Annotated in this window: 17 protein-coding genes; 10 read left to right on the top strand and 7 right to left on the bottom strand. The window is 73.7% G+C overall.

Annotation, left to right across the window (positions count from 1 at the left end; translation table 11 throughout):
• Nucleotides 1-14: 14 nt before the first annotated feature.
• Complete coding sequence (locus G7072_RS10810; RefSeq protein WP_166086232.1) at nt 15-887, bottom strand: sulfurtransferase; 873 nt, start codon at nt 885-887, stop codon at nt 15-17.
• A 52-nt stretch (nt 888-939) separates the two neighbouring features.
• On the opposite strand from G7072_RS10810, the gene G7072_RS10815 reads away from it, so the two are divergent.
• Nucleotides 940-1,617 (top strand): thymidine kinase, encoded by a 678-nt coding sequence (locus G7072_RS10815; RefSeq protein WP_240917279.1) that lies wholly within the window; start codon nt 940-942, stop codon nt 1,615-1,617.
• Between the two features lie 38 nt (nt 1,618-1,655).
• Nucleotides 1,656-2,609, top strand: a complete 954-nt coding sequence (locus G7072_RS10820) for a phosphotransferase (RefSeq protein WP_206063083.1) — start codon at nt 1,656-1,658, stop codon at nt 2,607-2,609.
• A 52-nt stretch (nt 2,610-2,661) separates the two neighbouring features.
• Here the strand turns inward: G7072_RS10820 and G7072_RS10825 are convergent, their stop codons facing one another.
• The 3 genes from G7072_RS10825 to G7072_RS10835 are packed head-to-tail and all read right to left on the bottom strand — an operon-like array spanning nt 2,662 to nt 7,172.
• Complete coding sequence (locus G7072_RS10825) at nt 2,662-3,810, bottom strand: nucleotide pyrophosphatase/phosphodiesterase family protein (protein ID WP_166086236.1); 1,149 nt, start codon at nt 3,808-3,810, stop codon at nt 2,662-2,664.
• On the bottom strand, nt 3,807-4,400 hold the full coding sequence (locus G7072_RS10830; protein WP_166086238.1) for a DUF5998 family protein: 594 nt from the start codon (nt 4,398-4,400) through the stop codon (nt 3,807-3,809). The genes G7072_RS10825 and G7072_RS10830 overlap by 4 nt, the downstream gene beginning before the upstream one ends.
• Nucleotides 4,401-4,448: 48 nt before the next feature.
• Nucleotides 4,449-7,172 carry a GNAT family N-acetyltransferase gene (locus G7072_RS10835; RefSeq protein ID WP_166086240.1) on the bottom strand — a complete coding sequence of 908 codons (2,724 nt, stop codon included), beginning with the start codon at nt 7,170-7,172 and terminating at the stop codon, nt 4,449-4,451.
• A gap of 178 nt (nt 7,173-7,350) precedes the next feature.
• Between G7072_RS10835 and G7072_RS10840 the strand changes: the two genes are divergently transcribed.
• Genes G7072_RS10840 through G7072_RS10855 form a run of 4 tightly spaced genes read left to right on the top strand, consistent with a single transcriptional unit; the run spans nt 7,351 to nt 13,193 of the window.
• The gene (locus G7072_RS10840) at nt 7,351-9,732 is read left to right on the top strand and encodes a DNA topoisomerase IV subunit A (RefSeq protein WP_166090002.1); all 2,382 of its coding nucleotides are present in this window, start codon (nt 7,351-7,353) and stop codon (nt 9,730-9,732) included.
• Entirely contained in the window at nt 9,729-10,451 is a 723-nt protein-coding gene (locus G7072_RS10845) for an LppX_LprAFG lipoprotein (RefSeq protein ID WP_166086242.1), read from the top strand. The genes G7072_RS10840 and G7072_RS10845 overlap by 4 nt, the downstream gene beginning before the upstream one ends.
• Before the next feature lie 7 nt (nt 10,452-10,458).
• Entirely contained in the window at nt 10,459-12,243 is a 1,785-nt protein-coding gene (locus G7072_RS10850; RefSeq protein ID WP_166086244.1) for an MFS transporter, read from the top strand.
• Nucleotides 12,240-13,193 carry a sucrase ferredoxin gene (locus tag G7072_RS10855; RefSeq protein ID WP_166086247.1) on the top strand — a complete coding sequence of 318 codons (954 nt, stop codon included), beginning with the start codon at nt 12,240-12,242 and terminating at the stop codon, nt 13,191-13,193. The genes G7072_RS10850 and G7072_RS10855 overlap by 4 nt, the downstream gene beginning before the upstream one ends.
• 24 nt (nt 13,194-13,217) lie before the next feature.
• Here G7072_RS10855 and G7072_RS10860 read toward each other — a convergent pair whose 3' ends face one another.
• Nucleotides 13,218-15,110: an HNH endonuclease signature motif containing protein gene (locus G7072_RS10860; protein WP_166086249.1), complete on the bottom strand. Its 1,893-nt coding sequence runs from the start codon at nt 15,108-15,110 to the stop codon at nt 13,218-13,220.
• Nucleotides 15,111-15,225: 115 nt separating this feature from the next.
• Here G7072_RS10860 and G7072_RS10865 point away from each other — a divergent pair, with 115 nt between their 5' ends.
• Complete coding sequence (locus G7072_RS10865; protein ID WP_166086251.1) at nt 15,226-15,726, top strand: carbonic anhydrase; 501 nt, start codon at nt 15,226-15,228, stop codon at nt 15,724-15,726.
• A gap of 13 nt (nt 15,727-15,739) precedes the next feature.
• Nucleotides 15,740-15,979: a DUF2007 domain-containing protein gene (locus G7072_RS10870; RefSeq protein WP_166086253.1), complete on the top strand. Its 240-nt coding sequence runs from the start codon at nt 15,740-15,742 to the stop codon at nt 15,977-15,979.
• Here the strand turns inward: G7072_RS10870 and G7072_RS10875 are convergent.
• Nucleotides 15,966-18,059 carry a DNA topoisomerase IV subunit B gene (locus G7072_RS10875; RefSeq protein WP_206063438.1) on the bottom strand — a complete coding sequence of 698 codons (2,094 nt, stop codon included), beginning with the start codon at nt 18,057-18,059 and terminating at the stop codon, nt 15,966-15,968. The two genes, G7072_RS10870 and G7072_RS10875, sit on opposite strands and share 14 nt — an antisense overlap.
• 348 nt (nt 18,060-18,407) lie before the next feature.
• Between G7072_RS10875 and G7072_RS10880 the strand changes: the two genes are divergently transcribed.
• Nucleotides 18,408-18,626: a hypothetical protein gene (locus tag G7072_RS10880; protein WP_166086255.1), complete on the top strand. Its 219-nt coding sequence runs from the start codon at nt 18,408-18,410 to the stop codon at nt 18,624-18,626.
• Between the two features lie 106 nt (nt 18,627-18,732).
• Here the strand turns inward: G7072_RS10880 and G7072_RS10885 are convergent, their stop codons facing one another.
• On the bottom strand, nt 18,733-19,452 hold the full coding sequence (locus G7072_RS10885) for a class I SAM-dependent methyltransferase (RefSeq protein WP_166086257.1): 720 nt from the start codon (nt 19,450-19,452) through the stop codon (nt 18,733-18,735).
• A 67-nt stretch (nt 19,453-19,519) separates the two neighbouring features.
• Here G7072_RS10885 and G7072_RS10890 point away from each other — a divergent pair, with 67 nt between their 5' ends.
• Entirely contained in the window at nt 19,520-20,125 is a 606-nt protein-coding gene (locus G7072_RS10890) for an XRE family transcriptional regulator (protein WP_166086259.1), read from the top strand.
• The last annotated feature ends 4 nt before the right edge of the window (nt 20,126-20,129 follow it).

A 20,129-nucleotide genomic window follows, 5' to 3' on the forward strand; every position in this document is an offset into this window, starting at 1 on the left:
CCCGCGCCGTCCTGTCAGTCCCCCGTGCCCGGGGCGCCGGTCTCCACCGGTCGCCCCGGGTCACGGATCCACGCGCTCCACGAGCCGGGGTAGAGGGCGGCGCGGACCCCGAGCAGCTCGAGCGCGAGCAGGTCGTGGGCGGCGGTGACCCCCGAGCCGCAGTACGCCGCCACCGGTCGGCCCTCGCGGTCGGCGGCCACGGCCGCGGCGTACACCTCGGCGAGGCGGTCGAGGTCGGCGAAGCGGCCGGTGCCGGGGTCGAGGTTCAGCGAGGTCGGGACGTTCAGCGCCCCGGGGACGTGGCCGGCCACCGGGTCGACCGGCTCGACCTCGCCGCGGAACCGCTCCGGAGCGCGGGCGTCGAGGAGCGCGCCGTCGCGCGCGACCCGGGCGGCGGTATCGGCGTCGACCACCGGGCGCCGGCCCGGAACGGGCACGAAGTCGCCGGCCTCGGGGCACACGGGCCCGCTCTCGGTGGGCAGTCCCGCCTCCCGCCAGGCCGGCCAGCCGCCGTCGAGCAGCCGCACGTCCGGGTGGCCGGCGTCGGCGAGCAGCCACCACGCCCGGGCCGCCGCGACGCCCCCGACGGCGTCGTAGACCACGACCGGGCGGTCGCCGCGCACCCCGGCCGCCCGCAGCGCCGTACCGAGGACCGCGGGGTCGGGCAGCGGGTGGCGCCCGCCGTCCCCGGGCGGGCCGGCGAGCGCCTCGTCGAGGGAGACGTACGCCGCGCCCGGGACGTGACCGGCGGCGTGCTGCTCGGCGCCGTCGGTGCGCCCGAGCTGCCACCGGACGTCGAGGAGCGTGACGCGCGCGCCGCCGGCGAGGAGGTCGGCGAGCTCCGCGACGGACACGAGGGGGCGGGGCGGCGAGGAGGGGGTCGGCATGCCGCCGAGGATAGGGGCCGGCAGCCACCCGGCCGGACTCGTGGCAGGATGCCTGACCGTGGCGGAGCTGACCTTCTGGACCGGGACGATGGACGCCGGCAAGTCGACCCTCGCGCTGCAGACGAACCACAACCACGCCTCGCGGGGCCGGGTCGGGCTGATCTTCACCTCCCACGACCGGGCCGGCGAGGCCGTGGTGTCCTCGCGGCTGGGGCTGACGCACGACGCCCTCGAGGTGACCGACGACTTCAGCTTCTGGCGCTTCGTCGTCGACCGGCTCACCCAGGGCGGCCGGATCGACTACCTGGTGTGCGACGAGGCGCAGTTCTACACCCCGACCCAGGTCGACGACCTCGCCAAGATCACCGACGAGCTGCAGATCGACGTCTTCTGCTTCGGCATCCTCACCGACTTCCGCACCTCGCTCTTCCCCGGCTCGGCCCGGCTCGTGGAGCTGGCCGACCGCACCGAGGTGCTGCAGGTCGAGGCGCTGTGCTGGTGCGGGCGCCGCGCCACCCACAACGCGCGCACCGAGAACGGCGTGATGGTCACCGAGGGCGACGTCGTGGTCGTGGGCGACGTGGAGGAGGAGCCGGTGCCCCTCGACGCCGCGGCCGCGGAGCCCGTCGTGGCCTACGAGGTGCTCTGCCGCCAGCACCACCGCCGCCGGATGACCGCGGCCCGCGCTCGCGCGGTCTCCCTGGTCTCCGAGCCGCTGCCCTTCGGATGACGGGCGCTCCGCATCCCGCCCCGCCGCTGAGGATGCCGGTGGCGGAGCAGGAGGTGGACCGCGACCGGGCGGCGCGGGTCCTGGAGGCCTACCCGGAGATCGCGGGTGAGGACCTGCGGCTGCTGGGCGTCGGCTGGGACAACACGGTGTGGCTCGTCGACGAGCGGTGGACGCTCCGGCTCCCCCGGCGCGCCGCCGCCCTGCCGCTGCTGGAGCGGGAGCTGACGGTGCTGCGCGCACTGGCGGGCCGGCTGCCGCTCCCCGTCCCGGAGCCGGCGTACGTCGTCGGGCCGGCGGCCGACTTCCCCTGGCCGTCCTGGGCCGCCCCGGTGGTGCCCGGGGTTGAGCTCGCGCACGCCGGGATCGCCGACGAGGACCGGGTCGACCTCGGCGCGCAGGTGGGCGGGTTCCTCGCCGTGCTGCACGCCCAGACACCGCCCCCCGGGCTCCCCCACGACCCCAACCGGCGCGCCGACATGGCCGTCCGGGTGCCGTGGGCGCGCGAGGCGGTCGCGCGGGCCGTCGGGCAGGGGCTGGTCGGTGCCGCACCCGACGGCTTCGAGGCGCTCGCCACCGAGGCCGACGCACTCCCTCCGACCGAGCGGACGGTCCTCTGCCACGGCGACCTGCACCTGCGCCACGTCCTCGTCGCCCTGAGAAGCGGCGGGCGCGGCACAGCCGACACAGCCGACACAGCCGCCGCGCCCGGCGGATGGGCGGCGGCCGGGGTCATCGACTGGGGCGACGCCTGCCTGGCCGACCCGGCCCTCGACCTCTCGTTCGCCTACGCGGCCTTGACCGGTGCGGCGCGGGAAGCCTTCCTCACGGGCTACGTCGACGGCGGCGGGACGGCTCCAGACCGGCCCACCGAGGTCCGGGCCCGCCTGGTCGCCGCCGGGCTGTGCGCCATGCTCGCGACCACCGGTGCCGAGGGCGGCGACCCTGCTCTGGTCTCCGAGAACGTCCGCGGCATCGCGCGCGCCCTGGCCTGACCCACCCTGCGGCCGCCCTCCCGGACCGCGAGCCCGTCAGCCAGTCAGCCGGTCAGCCGACGAGGACCGGCACCAGCATCTCGGCGGCGGTCAGCGACCCGTGCATGCCGACCAGGCGGGGCTCGACCGGGAAGTCGGCGCGCGACAGGATCGCGTGGTCGCCGGTGCAGGCGACGACGACGTCACCGACCCGGGGACGCGCCAGCGCGGTCTCGCGCCCGAACCAGCCGCGGGCGAAGGCCTCGTCTCGGGTGAGCACCTCGGCCCGCTCACCGAGCACGGATCGCCAGGTGGCGGCGACGTCGTCCACGGCGCCGCCGCGGCAGTAGAGGTGGCGGAAGCGGGCCTCGCCGCCGAGAAGCGCCACCCCGTCCCGCAGGCCGGGGACGTCGTCGACCTCGAGGCGGTGCTCCTCCGGCGGGTCGACCATGCCGTGGTCGGCGACCACGACGAGACGCGTCGCGGGGTCGAGCATCTCGCGCAGCTGCAGGGTGCTGGTGTCGATCGCCTCCAGCTCGGCCCGCCACTGCGCGGAGTCGACGCCGTAGCGGTGGCCGGTCCAGTCGAGGTCGGGGTCGTAGAGGTAGGTCAGCGACGGGCCGGACCCGGCGCTGCCCTCGACCGCGGCGACGAGCCGCTCCCCGACCCGGTCGGCGCCGACGTACTCCGCGCCGCGGGTGCTGGCCCGCGTGAGGCCGGAGTCGGCGAACTCGCGCTTGTTCACCGCCCGGGCGTCGACCCCGGCGGCGGCCAACCGGGCGAAGGCGGTGGTGTGCGGCTGCCACTCCACCGGGTCGACGGACTTCGACCACTGCAGGGCGTTGAGCAGACGGTCGGTGCCCGGCACCCGGGTGGTGTAGCCGAGCACGCCGTGGTGACCGGGCGTCAGCGCCGTGCCGAGGCTGGTCAGGCTGGTCGCGGTCGTCGACGGCACCCCGGCGGTCGCCGGCGTCGAGGCGAGCAGCAGCTCGTGGAGGAAGGGGGCGTCCTCGGGGTGCTCGCGGAGCAGCTCGTGACCGAGCCCGTCGACGAGCAGCACGACGTACGCCGGTGCCTCCGGCAGGACGAGGTCGGTGGGCCGGTCGTCGACGAAGGCGTGGCCGGCCCCGAGGGCGTGGGCGACGGCAGGCAGCACGTCGCCGAGCGAGCGGACGCCGTACGCCGGCTCGACGAACCCCGTGGCCGCAGGGGCGACGCTCACCGACCGGTGCGGGCCGAGAGCGCCCCGGCGAAGGTCAGCAGCTGGGCCACCGCGTCGGGGCCCTCGGCCGCGGCCGAGACCCGGATGGAGAAGTCGCCGGGGCCGACCATGCCGGTGTAGCCGTGGTCGGCGTCGCACTCGGGGTCACCGCAGCCGGCGGGCTCCAGGTCGATGCGGCTGACGCCGTTCCACCCGAGGGACAGCACCACCTCGTTGGCGCCGGGGGCGGGCACGCGCTTGCCGGCGTACGACGCGGGGTTGGCGACCATGCGCGTCACCGCGACCGTGACGATCGCGCTCAGGGCGACGGCCTCGGTGCTCGTGGAGGTGTACGGCGCCGGCAGCACCTCGTCGGCGGCGTGCTCGTCGGTGTGGGCGACGATGAGCCGGCTCGGGGTGAGCACCAGCACGGTCACGTGGCGCACGACCTCGTCGCGCTCGTCGAGCGTGGGCTCGTGGTGGACCAGGTGGGCCTCGACGGGCTCACCGGCCACCGCGGCGAAGACGCCGTCGGCGACCACGTCGGGGTAGTAGCCCGAGGCCTCGATGGCCGAGCGGAGGTCGGAGGAGCGGTCGATCACGTCGCGCATGCCGGTCAGTGTGTCACGGGCGCACGGAGGGGCCGGTCGGTCAGGCCCTCAGTCGGGCATGGTCTCGGCGAGCGAGGCCATGCGCCGGGCGAACCAGTCCGAGCGGGCGTCCACGGCGGGCTCGACCCGGGCCGAGGCGGTCAGCACGGTGACGCCGACGCTGCCGACGATGACCAGCGACAGGTCGAGCTCGCGGACCTCGGCGAAGTCGTTCTTGAGCTGCGCGACGGTCAGCAGCAGCCGCTCGACGGCCGCGATGTCGACCGGCTCGCTGCCGCGGTAGCCCAGCAGCAGCGGCGCGGCCTTGATGTCGCGGGCCATCTCGGTGGCGTCGAGGGCGGTCATCGGCGGGATCCGGTAGGCGCGGTCGCCGAGCAGCTCGGTCGCCGGGCCGGAGACGCCGTACGACACCACGGGGCCGAAGAGCGGGTCCTCGACGCCGCGCACGGAGACGGGGACGCCGACGGGGGCGACCCGCTGCACCACGAAGCCGGGCTCCTCCCGGGTCTCGACGAGGCGCTCCATGGTGGTCTCCCAGGCGTCGCGCATCTCCTCCTCGTCGTCGATGTTGCGCCACACGTGCGTCATGTCGGCGCGGTGGCGGACGTGGTCGGCGGTCGCCTTGAGCACCACGTCCCAGCCGAGCCGCTCCCCCGCGGCGACGGCCTCCTCCTCGGTGGTGACCGGGATCCGCTCCCAGAGCTTCACGCCGTACGCCGCCAGCAGCTCGCCGAGCTCGTCGTCGCTGAGGGGCCGGCCCTCCGGCTGCCCGACGAGGGCGCCGGTGACGACCGCGCGGGCGCGCGCCCGGTCGGGCTCCTCCCCGACTGCGTCGGCGTCGTTGGGGCGGTCCAGCCAGGCGGCGTACTCGACCGCGCGGCCCAGCGCCCGCATCGCGGAGTCGGGCGACTGGTAGCTGGGCACCGAGCCGCGGCCGGCGGTGCTGCCGGCGGCGTCGGGCACCCGCAGCAGCTCGGGCACGCCCTCGGCGGCCAGGAACGTCGAGAGCACCGGCTTGTCCGACTGCTCCCCCACCACGGCGAGCACGTCGGCGACCTCGGCCCCGCTGGTGTTGACCGGCGGGATGAACACCGCCAGCACCGCGTCGACGTCGGGGTCGTCGAGGGCGGTGTCCAGCGCGGTCTCGAAGTCCTCGCCGCTGGCCTCGGCGCCCAGGCCGGGCGCGGGGCGGGTCTCCAGGCCGGCGGCGACCGCGGCGTCGGAGGCCATGAGGGCCAGGGCGTCGGAGTTGCTGACGATCGCGACCCGGTTGCCGCGCGGCAGCGGCTGGTGCGCGAGCAGCTGGGCGACGTCGAACATCTCGTCGAGGGTGTCGACCTGGATGACGCCGGCCTGGCGGAACATCGCGTCGACCGCGGCCTGCCCCGACTCGCTGGCCCGCACCGAGTGGCCCATCGGGACGCCCTGGGTGGCGCGGCCGGACTTCACCGCGATGACCGGCTTGCGCCGCGAGACGCGGCGCGCGATCCGGCTGAACTTGCGCGGGTTGCCGATCGACTCCAGGTAGAGCAGCACGACCCCGGTGGTCTCGTCGTCCTCCCAGTACTGCAGCAGGTCGTTGCCGGAGACGTCGGCGCGGTTGCCGGCGGACACGAAGGTCGAGAGCCCGAGACCGCGGCGGGCGACGTTCTCGAGGATGGCGAGGCCGAGCGCGCCGGACTGGCAGAAGAACCCGGCCCGCCCGCGCGGCGGCATGACCGGCGACAGGGACGCGTTGAGCGCGTGGTCGGCGGCGGTGTTGATGATCCCCAGGGCGTTGGGGCCGATGAGGCGCAGCCCGTAGGTGCGGCACATCCGGACCAGCTGGCGCTGCAGCCGCCGACCCTCGTCGCCGGTCTCGGCGAAGCCGGCGGAGACCACGACGAGCCCGTGGACGCCCTTGTGGGCGCAGTCGAGCACCACGTCGGCCACGGCGTCGGCCGGCACGGCGACCACGGCGATGTCCACGTCGTCGGGGATGTCGCTGACCCGGTCGTAGGCCGGCATGCCGGCCACCGCGTCGGCCGCCGGGTTCACGACGTACACCCGGCCCTGGAAGTCGCCCATGACGAGGTTGCGGACCAGCCGCTGCCCGACGGTGGTGGTGCGGCGGCTGGCGCCGACGACGGCAACGCTGCGGGCGTCGAAGAAGCGGTGGATCGAGGCGGTCTCGGCGCGGTGCTCGCGGGCCGACATCACCTCCTGCGAGGTCACGGTCGGGTCGATGGAGAACTGCAGCTCGACGACGCCGTCGGCGAAGCCGCCACCGACGCTGTAGCCGGCGTCGCGGAAGACCTGCTGCATGCCGGTGTTCTCCGGCAGGATCTCGGCCACGAACCGCTTGACGCCCAGCTCACGGCCGATCTGGGCGAGGTGCTCGAGCAGCAGCTGGCCGATGCCGCGGTGCTGGTGGGCGTCCTGGACGAGGAACGCGACCTCCGCCTCGGTGCCGAGGTCGTCGGGACCGCCCGGGCCAGGCAGCCGCTCGAACTGGCCCAGCGCGATGATCTTCTCGGCCAGCATCAGCACCAGGCCGACCCGGCGGTGGTTGTCGACCCCGACGGTGCGCTCGATCTCGCGCTCGGTGAGCTGCGGCATCGCGGAGAAGAAGCGGTAGTACTTCGAGCGCGACGACGCGCCCTCGTAGAACTCGACGAGCGCCTCGGCGTCGCCGCGCCGGATCGGGCGCAGGTGGCCCGAGCCGCCGTCGCGCAGCAGCACGTCGGCCTCCCAGTGCCCGGGCGAGGCCTGAGGGTCCGTTGCCGAGGTCACGGAGGGAATCTATCTCCTCGCGCCGACCGGCGAGCCCGCCCGCTCCCGGAGGCGTCCGTCGGGAGAGAATGCCGCCGTGGCACCCCCGAGCAGACGATCCAGCAGCCGACGCGGCTCCCGCGAGCCTCTCCCCGAGGACTTCGAGGAGCACATCGTCGACATCGACGTCGGCGAGGAGATGCGCACCAGCTTCCTCGAGTACGCCTACTCCGTCATCTACAGCCGCGCCCTGCCCGACGCGCGCGACGGCCTGAAGCCGGTCCAGCGCCGCATCCTGCACACCATGGCCGAGATGGGCCTGCGCCCCGACCGCGGCCACGTGAAGTCGGCGCGCGTGGTCGGCGAGGTCATGGGTCGCCTGCACCCGCACGGCGACGGCGCGATCTACGACGCGCTGGTCCGCATGGTGCAGCCGTGGTCGCTGCGGCTGCCGATGGTCGACGGGCACGGCAACTTCGGCTCGCCCGACGAGGGCCCGGCCGCCATGCGCTACACCGAGTGCCGGCTGGCGGCCGCGGCGATGCCGATGACGACCTCGATCGACGAGGACACCGTCGACTTCAAGCCCAACTACGACTCCCGGGAGATGGAGCCGACCGTCCTGCCGGCGGCGATCCCCAACCTGCTGGTCAACGGCGCGGCCGGCATCGCGGTCGGCATGGCCACCAACATGGCGCCCCACAACCTCGTCGAGGTCGTGCAGGCGCTGCGGCACCTCATCACCCACCCGACGGCCGACCTCGACGCGCTCATGCGCTTCGTGCCGGGTCCGGACCTGCCCACCGGCGGCAAGATCATCGGGCTGTCGGGCATCCGCGACGCCTACGAGACCGGACGCGGCACGTTCAAGATGCGCGCCACCGTCCGCGTCGAGAACGTCACCCCGCGCCGCAAGGGCCTCGTCGTCACCGAGCTGCCGTACGGCGTCGGGCCCGAGAAGGTGATCGAGCGCATCAAGACGCTGGTCCTGGCCAAGAAGCTGCAGGGCATCTCCGACGTCAAGGACCTCACCGACCTCGCGAACGGGCTGAACCTCGTCATCGAGGTCAAGAACGGCTTCAACCCCGAGGCGATCCTGGAGCAGCTCTATCGGCTGACCCCGATGGAGGACTCCTTCGGCATCAACGCCGTCACGCTGGTCGACGGCCAGCCCCGGACGCTGGGGCTCAAGCAGCTGCTCGAGGTCTACCTCCAGCACCGGTACGACGTGGTGCGGCGGCGCTCGTCGTACCGGCGCGCCCGGGCGGCCGAGCGGCTGCACCTGGTCGAGGGCCTGCTCGTCGCGATCCTCGACATCGACGAGGTCATCCAGCTCATCCGCTCCAGCGACGACGGGTCGGAGGCCAAGGCGCGCCTGATGAGCGTCTTCGACCTCGACGACCCGCAGGCGACGTACATCCTCGACCTGCAGCTGCGTCGGCTGACGAAGTTCTCCCGCATCGAGCTGGAGAAGGAGAAGGACGAGCTCGAGCAGCGCATCGCCGCGCTCGACGAGATCCTCAACGACGAGAGCAAGCTGCGCGCCGTGGTCTCCGACGAGCTCGCCGAGATCGCCAAGGCGCACGGGACGCCCCGGCGGACCGTGCTGCTGCAGTCGGCGGGGCAGCCGTCTGCCGCCGCGATGTCCCTCGAGGTCACCGACGACCCGTGCTTCGTCTTCCTGTCCTCCGCCGGGCTGCTCGCGCGCTCGCAGAGCGACGAGACACCGGGCTCCGGCGAGGGTCGCAGCGGTCACGACGTGATCGTCAGCGCGGTCCGCGCCACGGCCCGCGGCCAGGTCGGCGTGGTCACCACCGGCGGGCGCGTGGTGCGCCTCGAGGTCGTCGACCTGCCGGCTCTGCCGCCGACGGCGAACGCCCCCCACCTGCAGGGCGGCGCCCCGCTGAGCACCTTCCTGCAGCTCGAGGGCGACGAGCGCGCGCTGGCGCTGACGACGCTGACCGACCAGGGGCCGGGGCTGGCGCTCGGCACCCGGCAAGGCGTCGTCAAACGGGTCAACCCCGAGCTGCTCGCGCGCGACGCCTGGGAGGTCGTCCGCCTCGCCGACGGCGACGAGGTCGTGGGGGCGGTGGAGCTGACCACCGGTGAGGAGGAGCTCTGCTTCGTCACCAGCGACGCCCAGCTGCTGCACTTCGGCGCGTCCGCGGTGCGCCCACAGGGCCGCAGCGGCGGCGGCATCGCCGGCGTCCGGCTGGCCGCGGGCGCCCACGCGGTGTTCTTCGGTGCGTTCACCGCGGACGAGGACGCCGTGGTCGTCACCGTCTCCGGCTCGAGCACGGCGCTGCCCGGCACCGAGCCGGGCTCGGTCAAGGTCACGCCGTTCGCCGAGTACCCGGCGAAGGGGCGCGCTACCGGCGGCGTCCGGTGCCACCGCTTCCTCAAGGGCGAGGACACGATCGTGCTCGCCTGGGTCGGTCGCGGACCGGCGATGGCCGCGGCCGAGTCGGGCTCCCCCGTTGACCTGCCGCCCGCCGAGGGGCGCCGCGACGGCTCGGGCACACCGGCTCCGCAGGCGGTCGTCGGTGTCGCCTCACCGGTCCATGACAGGCTGGTGCCATGACGACGTACGTGACGCGGGCCCGGGGGCGCCGCGGTCTGGTCCCGGCGCTCGCCGTACCGCTCGCCCTGCTGCTGACCACCACCGCCTGCAGCGGTGACTCCGGCGGGGAGTCCGGCGACGACCCGGCCGCCCAGCTGGCCGAGGCGAAGGCGGCCCTGGACGAGACGCCCGGGGTGACGCTGAGCCTGACCACCGACGAGCTGCCCAAGGGCGTGGACGGCGTGCTGTCCGCGACCGGGATCGGCACCCACGCGCCGGCCTTCGAGGGCGACATCAAGGTCGTGGTCAACAGCATCACCGTCGACGTGCCCGTGGTCGCCGTCGAGGGCGACGTCTACGCCACGCTGCCCTTCACGAACCAGTTCGTGCCGATCGACGCCGAGGACTACGGCGCCCCGGACCCGGCCGACCTGCTCGCCACCGACGGCGGCGTGTCCTCCTGGCTGACCGAGGTCACCGACGTCACGGTGGGCGACGAGGTCCGCGACGGCGACCAGGTGCTCACCAGCTACGCCGGCACGCTGCCCGGCTCCGCGGTGGACTCGGTGATCCCGTCGGCCGACGAGAAGGCCGACTTCCCCGTCACGTTCACGATCGACGACGACGGCCGGCTCGCCGCCGCAGACCTCACGGGGCCGTTCTACGGCAGCGAGGGCGACGTCGACTACCGCCTCGAGATCTCCGACTACGGCACGGAGAAGGACATCCAGGCCCCGTGATCGCCCCATGAGCCCGGCCGACCCGGTCGCGCCGGCGGGTCCTGCGCCCGACCGCGCCAGCCGGGCCCTGCTGGGACTGGCCGCGGTCGCGGTCGCGTTCGCGGCCGCCGACACCTACGTGGTGGTGCTGGCGCTGCCCGACATGATGGCCTCGGCCGGGCTGTCGGCCGACGAGCTGCAGCGCGCGGCCCCGATCGTCTCGGGCTTCCTGCTCGGCTACGTCGCCGTGCTGCCGCTCATCGGTCGCATCGCCGACGTGCGCGGCCGGGTGCCGGTGCTCGTCGGCTCGCTGCTGGTGTTCGCGCTGGGGTCGCTGGTGACCGCGGCGGCCTACGACCTGCCCTCGATGGTGGCCGGCCGCTTCCTCCAGGGCGTCGGCGGCGGCGGCCTGGTGCCGGCCACGCTCGCGCTGGTCGCCGACCTCTACCCGCCGCACCGCCGCGGGATGCCGCTGGGCGTGGTCGGCGCCGTGCAGGAGATCGGCAGCGTGCTCGGCCCGTTGTACGGCGCGGTGGTGCTCGCGCTGGGCTCCTGGCGGGCCATCTTCTGGGTCAACCTCGCCGTCGGGCTGGTGCTGGCGGCCGTGCTGCACCACCGCCGGCCGCGCTCGGGCGCGCTACCGGCGTCGGGGCGGGTCGACCTGGTCGGCGTCGGGCTGGTGGCGCTGGTGCTGGTCGGGGTGCTGCTGGTCATGTCCGAGCCGGAGGTGCTGGTCACCGACGTCACGCTCGGCCTCGGGTTCCTCCCGGTCGTGGGTGAGAGCCGGTGGCTGTCGCCGGTCGCCCTGGTCACGCTGGGGCTGCTCGTCGCGCTGGTCGTCTGGTCGCTGGTGGCCACGCGTCCCCTGCTCGACGTCCGGTCCTGGCGCGCGGTGGCGAGCGAGGTCGACGTACCGGGGGCGCTGCTGCTGTCGCTGGCGCTCGCGGGCATCGTGCTGGCCTTCGCCACCGCCGACCCCGAGGTCCAGGTCTTCTCCCCCGCCGGCCCCTGGTTGCTCCTGGGCAGCGCGGTGGCGAGCGTCGGCTTCTGGGCGCGCAACCGGACCTCGCGCCACCCGCTCGTGCCCGCGTCGGCGCTCCGGCCGTCGGCCGCTTGGGGCGCGCTCGTCGTCAGCTTCTTCATCGGCAGCGCCCTGATCGCGGCGCTGGTCGACATCCCGGTGTTCGCCCGGGTCACCGTGGCCAACGACGACCAGCTCGAGGCGGCACTGGTGCTGGTGCGGCTGCTGGTCGCACTGCCGGTCGGCGCGGTGGTCGGCGGCTGGCTGACCCACCGCGCGCCCGCGGGCGTCGTGACCGCCGGCGGGATGGCGGCGGCGACCGTCGGCTTCCTGCTCATGGCCCGGTGGGACCTGACGTCGTTGGAGAGCTGGACGGCGACGATCCCGCTGGTGCTAGCGGGGCTCGGCTTCGGCCTCGCCCTGGCGCCGGTCAACGCCGCCCTGCTGGCCGCCACCGACGACGCGGTGCATGGCGTGGCCAGCGCGCTGCTCGTCGTCGCCCGCATGGTCGGGATGCTCGTCGGGATCAGCGCGCTCACCACGCTCGGGCTGCGCCGCTACTACGCCGAGCAGACCGACCTGCCGACCCCGATGGAGGTGTGCGGCGAGGGCGTCAGCCGGTGCGCCGAGTTCTCCCGAATCCTGCAGGAGGCCGGCCTGACCCAGCTGCAGACCGTGTTCGTGGGGGCGGCGATCTGCAGCGCCGTCGCCGGCGTGGTCGCCTTGGTGGTCTTCCGCCGCTCCGACACCCGCCAGGTGCGCACGCCCGCCTTCTCGGGGGTGGGCGGATGAGCAGCGCCGGCGCACCTCCCGGGCTCTGCTCGGCGCTCTCGGCGCTCGCCGGCGAGCCGCTAGCCGGGTCGGCCGCCGACGCCCGCGGCTGGGTGGCGCTGGAGCAGCCGGGAGCCTGGGGCGCGAAGGCGTTCAAGGCCAGCGACCTCGACCCTGCGACCGGCAAGGCGCTGGACTCCGCCGCCTCGAAGCACGGGCTCCGTCCGGTGCTCATCCGGCGGCCGGGCCGCACGGCCGGCGCCGGTCGTGACGGCGCGCGCCGGGTGCTGGTCGCCCACTCGCTGCCCGGTCGGACGTGGCTGCTCGGCGGCTGGGTGGCCGACCCGGCCGCCGTGCTCGACCTGGACTGGGCCGCGATCGCGTCGGGTGACGTCGACGCCGTGCGCGCGAGCCTGCCGGGTCTGGTCGTCGAGGAGGCGCCGCACCTGCTGGTGTGCGCCAACGGCAAGCGCGACGCCTGCTGCGCCGTCGTGGGTCGGCCGGTCGCCGCGGCAGCCGCGGAGACCCATCCCGACCGGGTCTGGGAGACCACCCACCTGGGCGGCCACCGCTTCGCCCCGACCGCGGTCACGCTGCCGTCGGGGTGGACCTTCGGCCGTCTCACCCCCGAGAACGCCGGCCCGACGCTCGAGGACGTGGCCGCCGGGGTCGTCGACCTCGAGGGTGCGCGAGGACGGTCCGTCTGGCCCGGACCCGCCCAGGTGGCCGAGCTCGCCGTACGCCGTGAGCTCGACGCCCGCGGCGTTGACGACGTCACCGCGGTCGTGCGCGCCGACACGGACGTCCGCGGGGAGTGGGTGGTCTCGCTGCACGACGGTCGGCGCTGGCAGGTGAGCGTCGAGCGGCGGGCCACCGGCGCGAGCCGGCCCGAGTCGTGCGGCAAGAAGGCCGCGTTGGTGGAGCCGTACGTCGCCAACGGGCTCGTGGAGCTGTCCGCCGACCCGACCTGAGCGAGGGTCACCACCGGGCAGCGGTCACGCGACCTCGAGCAGGACCCGCCCCATCGTCACCTCGAGGCGACTGCGGTCTCCCGGGCCGGGCGCAGCGGTGCGTCGCTGGCGCAGGATCTCGGGCTCGCTGCGACCCAGGGGCGTGGTGCCGAGGTGGTCCACGCGGTACCAGTAGCCGCTGGGGATCCGCCACAGGAACAGGCCCGGCAGCGGCTGGAAGCACTGCCAGCCGTGGTGGGTCTTCAGGTTGTGGTGACGCCGCGAGAGCGGCCCCAGGTTGTCCGGTCGGGTCTGGCCCGGTGGTGGCGCCTCGTCCGGGGGATCTCGGTAGGGCTCGGTGTGGTCGAGGTCGCAGCGCATGCTCGGGGCGGTCCCCCACGGGAAGACCTCGTACGGCGACATCGCCTCGACGGCCTCCCGCATGTCCGGCGGTACGTCGTACGCGTCCACCGGCTCCTGACCCATCGGGTCGAGCACCGGTCGCACCACGATCCGGTCGCTCAACGGGCGCGGGTCCGTCCCCTCCGACGACCCGGCGCGTTGCAGCAGCCGGGCGAGGCGCGCCGGCAGCTGGTCGGCCACCACGTCACGCAGCTGCTCGAGACCCACTGGGCCGAGCGGCCCGCGTCCGTCCTCGAGCCGGGCCACGAGCGACTCGTCCCCGACCGCACCGCACTCGCGGCAGGCCTCCGAGCGCGCCAGTGCGGACTCGGACAGGTGGAGCACCAGGGAGGTGCGCGGTCGCAACCGGCGCCAGACCTCCCCGCGCCCGTGACGAGCCAGCACGCGACCGAACGCCTCGGCGAGCTCGACGGCCGTCGCCGGCGCAGCCTCGCGGGGGTCCGGCGGAGCGATCGCGTCCTGCTCGGCCGGATCCAGGTCGTCCCACGCGTCGGTCGCGGCATCGCCCTGCGGGACGACGTCGCGTCCGTCCACCGTGGAGTCGGCTGCTGCAGGGGCTGCGTCAGGGGCGTCATGGGTTGCGGCGTCGGCGGCGTCGGCAGCGGCGTCCCGCTCCGCCTGAGTCAGACGCTCCTCGCGTGCATCACGTTCGTCGCGCGCCGCGGCCAGCATCGCGCAGACCTGCGCGGGGTTCGCGAGGAGACCGAAGGCCTTGAAGCGTCGGACCTGGAGCGGCTCGACGTCGCCGTGGTGCTGGAGCAGCGTGGCGAGGTGTTCTACCAGCGCGTCGATGCGCGCGATGTCGCCGACCGGCCCCTGCGCCACCAGCGTGCGCATCCCGGAGGCGTTCGTGCCGCGGTAGCGGCCCGCCGAGACGTAACGGCGGCCCTCCGCGTCCTTCCGGCGGGCTTCGTGCAGCTCCGGGTCGGCCCTGATCACCGCGGCCTCGACGGCGTCGGACGCCCGCCCCCACGGCACGTCGCCGACGAGGTCAGCGGTGGCGGCGTCGACCTCGCGCGCCTGCTCCCACGTCAGCTCGGCCGCGAGCCGCGCGACGCGCTTGGCCTGCCAGTCCGGCACCTCGGCGTCCATGACTTTCGCCCACAGGCGCGGGTGCCGGTGCCGAAGGTCGAGGGCATCGCCGAGCAGGATCGAGGCGGACGTCGTCGTGATCTCCAGCAGCACGCCGAGCTCGCACACCCCGGACCGCGTGACCGCAGGGGTCCCGTCGTGGCCGGGCCAGCAGCACTCGCGCCGACCTCGCCGACGCTGCGAGGCAGTGGCGAACTGGCAGGAGCAGTCTGCTCGACCCTCGGTCGACGCGCTGACCGTCGCGTCGCGACTGGCGACCTGCAGCTCCCGACCGACGCCGGACCACGCCCGCCCGTGCTGACAAGCCGGGACGTGCAGGTCCGCCCAGTCGGTGATCCGCCGCAGCGTCTCGGCACCGAGCCGACGGGCGCGCAGGGGCAGGTCGTGAAGCGCCACTTCCACCGCCTCCCGTTGCTCGATCATACGTTCGATTGTAGACGATAATCACCGACTGCTCAAGAGGTTGCTGCGTCTCATCTCGCGGATTTCTGGACGGTCGCCACGCCCGCCGGCCCTGGGGTTCGCTAGCGTTCTCGGCGTGAACGACGACGCCTTCGACGACCTCATCGCCGCCAACCGCGCCTTCGCCGACGACTTCGCCCTCGGCGGCTTCGACGGCGTCGCCCATGCCGGCGTGGCCATCGTGACCTGCATGGACTCGCGCATCGACCCGTTGCGTCTCGTCGGGCTCCAGCCCGGCGACGCCAAGATCTTCCGGAACCCGGGGGGCCGGGTCACCGAGGCGGCCCTCGAGGCGCTGGTCCTCGGCGCGCACCTGCTCAACGTGCAGCGCATCCTCGTGGTCCCGCACACCCGGTGCGCGATGGCCTCGGCCACCGAGGCCGAGCTGCGCGAGCGGATCTCGGCCTCCGCCGGCACCGACGCCACCTGGCACCGTTTCCACGTCGTTGACGATCAGGACGCCGCGCTGCGCGAGGACGTCCAGCGCGTCCGCACGCATCCCCTCATCCCCGACACCGTCTCGGTGGGCGGGTTCATCTACGACGTCGACACCGGGCTGCTCGAGCGCCGCGTCTGAGAGGCTGGCCGACGTGGCCGAGCTCCTGCGCACCAACGACCCCGCCCTCATCTCCGTGGTGGAGAGCATCCTCATGGAGGAGGGCATCGACTACCACGTCGCCGACTCCACCATCAGCGTGATGGAGGGCTCGATCGGCGCGTTCCAGCGTCGCCTGCTCGTGCACGACGAGGAGCTGGAGGCGGCACGCACCGCCCTCACCGAGGCGGACCTGGGTCACTGGCTCCCGCCCCTGCGCGTCAGGCGTCGATGAGCTCGGCGTCGATCTCGTAGGCCCCGGCCACGATGAACTCCTTGCGAGGCGCGACCTCGCTGCCCATGAGCAGCTCGAAGACCTCGGTCGCACCGGCGGCGTCGTCGACGGTGATCCGCCGCAGCGTGCGGTGCCGCGGGTCCATCGTGGTCTCGGCCAGCTGGTCGGCGTCCATCTCCCCGAGGCCCTTGTAACGCTGCACCGGGTCCTTCCAGCGCATGCCCTTCTTCGTCAGCTCGGCCAGCTTCCGCTGGAGCTCGGCGTCGGAGTAGGTGTAGAGGTACTTGCCCATCCCCTTCTTCGGGTTGGTGAGCTCGATGCGGTGGAGCGGCGGCACGGCGCTGAAGACGCGGCCGGACGTGATGAGTTCAGGCATGTACTTGAAGAACAGCGTGGCCAGCAGGCACCGGATGTGGGCACCGTCGGAGTCGGCGTCGGCCATGAAGACGATGCGCCCGTAGCGGACCTGCTCGAGGTCGAAGGTCCGCCCCGACCCGGCGCCGACCACCTGGATGATCGAGGCGCACTCGGTGTTCTTGAGCATGTCGCCCACGGACGCCTTCTGGACGTTGAGGATCTTGCCGCGGATCGGCAGCAGTGCCTGGAACTCCGAGTTGCGGGCCAGCTTCGCCGTACCGAGGGCGGAGTCGCCCTCGACGATGAAGAGCTCGGTGCGGTCGTTGTCGGAGGAGCGGCAGTCGGCGAGCTTGGCCGGCAGCGCGGAGGACTCGAGCGCGTTCTTGCGGCGCTGGTTGTCTCGCTGCTGACGCGCGGCCAGCCGGGTCCGTGAGGCGTTGGCGATCTTCTCCAGCAACGGCTTGGCCTGCGCCTTGTCGGTGCGCTTGCTCGAGGTGAGGAAGTCCTTGAGCTCCTTGCCCACGACCTTGCGCACGATCGAGCGCGCCGCCGGGGTGCCGAGCACCTCCTTGGTCTGACCCTCGAACTGCGGCTCGGCCAGGCGCACGGTCACGACCGCGGTCAGCCCCTCGAGCGCGTCGTCCTTGACGACGTCGGGCTCGGCGACCTTGAGCGTCTTGGACTCGCGCAGCACGTCGTTGAACGTCTTGGTCAGCGCCGACTCGAAGCCACCCACGTGGGTGCCGCCCTTGGGAGTGGCGATCACGTTGACGTAGGAGCGGACCTCGGTCTCGTAGCCGCTCCCCCACCGCAGCGCGACGTCGACGAACAGCTCGCGCTCGACGTCCTGCGGGATCATGTGGCCCTTGTCGTCGAGCAGCGGGACCGTCTCGGTGAAGTGGTCGCTGCCCTGCAGCCGCAGCACCTCGGTCACCGGCTCGCCGGTGGACAGGAAGTCGCAGTACTCCGTGATGCCGCCGTCGTGGCGGAAGCTCTCCTCGACCGGCTCCTCACCGCGCAGGTCGCGCAGCACCAGCTCGAGACCCGGGACGATGAACGAGGTCTGGCGCGCTCGCGTGACGAGCTCGTCGTACACGAAGCCGGCGTCCTTGGTGAACATCTGCCGGTCCGGCCAGAAGCGGATCCGGGTGCCGGTGACCGTCTTGGCCACCCGCTTGCCCTTGTGCAGGCCCGACTGCGGCTCGAACCCGGCGTCGGGGCCCTCGCCGTCGAAGACGCCGGGGACTCCGCGGCGGAACGACATCGACTGCGTCGCCGGCGACCGGTCGACCGCGACGTCGAGACGGGCCGACAGCGCGTTGACGACGGACGAGCCGACGCCGTGGAGGCCGCCGGTGGCGTTGTAGGAGCCGCCGCCGAACTTGCCGCCGGCGTGCAGCTTGGTGAAGACCACCTCGACACCGGACAGCCCGGTCTTGGGCTCCTTGTCCACGGGGATGCCACGGCCGTTGTCGTGGACCTCGGCCGAACCGTCGGGGTGCAGCGTCACGTCGACGCGGGTGCAGACGCCGGCCAGCGCCTCGTCGACGGAGTTGTCGATGATCTCCCACAGGCAGTGCATGAGCCCGCGGGCGTCGGTGGAGCCGATGTACATGCCCGGACGCTTCCGGACCGCCTCGAGCCCCTCGAGGACGAGGAGGTGCTGGGCGTTGTAGGTGTTGTCGATGACGAGCCTCCCGACGGCGTGGTGCGCGAGCGCAATCTACCCGGCACCGTCGACGGAACCCCGACGCCACGACGATCGTCACGCAGACGTCATCGACCGGTCCGGTCCGGACCTCCTGGCGGCCACCGAAAGCAGACTCGCCGGGGCGGTTCACCACCTCCCGGCTTGGGCGGGGGGTCACACTGGAGGAGATCACCCGGTCACACCGATCCCCACCCCCTCGATGTGAGCACCGACACCCCGGTCTCATAGCGCGAAGGTAGGTGTCGGGGGAACAGACCGCCGTGTTTGGATTGTTGACCTGAGGTGAGACTCACCGAACCGGACCGACACCGTCGCGAAGGCCCCGTGGAGTCCAGGAGTACGACAGGAAGAGAGGCCGCCGTGACTACTGCCGTTGCACCCAGCCCCCTGACCGCCAGCGACCGATGTGACCGTTGCGGCGCCCAGGCCTACCTCCGTGTGGAGCTCACCAGCGGCGGTGAGCTGCTGTTCTGCGCCCACCACGCCCGTGAGCACGGTGACAAGCTCCGCAAGGTGGCCGTCAACGTGCACGACGAGACCAGCCGACTCCTCGACCCCCCGGTCGCCGACGTCCGCTGATCCACCCGAACCACCGACGAGGCCCCGGCTCCTGCCGGGGCCTCGTTCGCGTCCGCAGCCCGTACGTCGCTCCCGAGGCGGTGAGCGCGCCGCCGGGAGGTCCCGCTCAGGCGGGTCGGCGGGCGAGGAGCACGGAGTCCTCGACGTCCATGTCGTGGCCGTCGTGGACCTGGCGGCGCGGCCGCTGGTCCACGGTGACGACGTCGAGCCCGGTGCCCTCGAGCCCGGGCACCAGGTCCGCGGCCCGGAACATCGCGGAGGTGCGCCAGCTCGGCCCGGGCATGTCCGGCACCGGCGCGTGCCCGACCACGAGCAGGTGACCCCCCGGGGCCACTGCGTCCGCGAGCCGGCGCACGACGGCGACCATGCCGCCGTCGGCGGGGTGGAGGAAGTGGGTCGTGACGAGGTCCCAGGTCCGCCCGTCGGCGTCGAGGTCGCGGGCGTCGACCTGCCACCAGTCGCACTGCCCGGCCGCGCCGGCCTCCTCGGCGTGGGCGCGCGCCCGCTCGAGGCCGGCCTGCGAGAAGTCGGCCCCGGTGACGTGCCAGCCCTGCTGGGCCAGCCAGACCACGTCACCGCCCTCGCCGCAGCCGAGGTCGAGCGCGGTCCCGGCGGCTCCCGCGGCACGGGGGGCCAGCCGCCCCGCCTCGGTGACGAGCTGGGCGTTGGGACGCCCGCTCCAGGTGCGACCCGACCCGGCGTACCGCTCGTCCCAGCCCTCCGGCTCGAACAAGGCGCGGAACTCCTCGGCCGGGTCGACAGCCCGGTCGGTGCCGTCGGCGGCGTGGTCGTGGGGGGCGTGGTCGTACGGCGCGGGTGTGGTCATGCTCCGACGGTGCTCCAGCACTCGCGGTTCTGACAAGTTTCTTTGCCGATGTGGCAAACTCGGGGACATGACCGAGACGACGAGGATCCCGACCGGGGCCGGCGGCGAGATGCACGAGGTGCTCGAGAACGTCGGCCCCCGGCTCAAGGCCCTCCGCCTCGAGCGCGGCGCCACGCTGAGCGCCCTGGCGACGACCACCGGCATCTCGGTGAGCACCCTGTCCCGGCTGGAGTCCGGTCAGCGCAAGCCGACCCTGGAGCTGCTGCTGCCGCTCGCCCGCGCCCACCAGGTGCCGCTGGACGAGCTGGTGGACGCGCCCGAGACCGGTGACCCCCGGGTGCACGCGAAGCCGATCAAGCGGCACGGGCAGACGATCATCCCGCTGACCCGCCGCCCCGGCGGGTTGCAGGCCTACAAGCTGGTCATCCCGCCGCGCTACCCCGCCGAGCGCGACCGCCGGCTGCGCACCCACGAGGGCTACGAGTGGCTCTACGTGCTCTCCGGCAGCCTCCACCTGCACCTCGGGGCGAAGGTCTTCGACCTCGGCCCGGGCGAGGTCGTGGAGTTCGACACCCGGGTGCCGCACCTGGTCGCCAACCACGCCGCCGTACCGGCCGAGGCGCTGGCGCTCTTCGGGCCGCAGGGCGAGCGGATGCACGTCCGCAACGACTGAGCGC

This window comes from Nocardioides sp. HDW12B, assembly GCF_011299595.1.
GTDB lineage: Bacteria > Actinomycetota > Actinomycetes > Propionibacteriales > Nocardioidaceae > Marmoricola_A.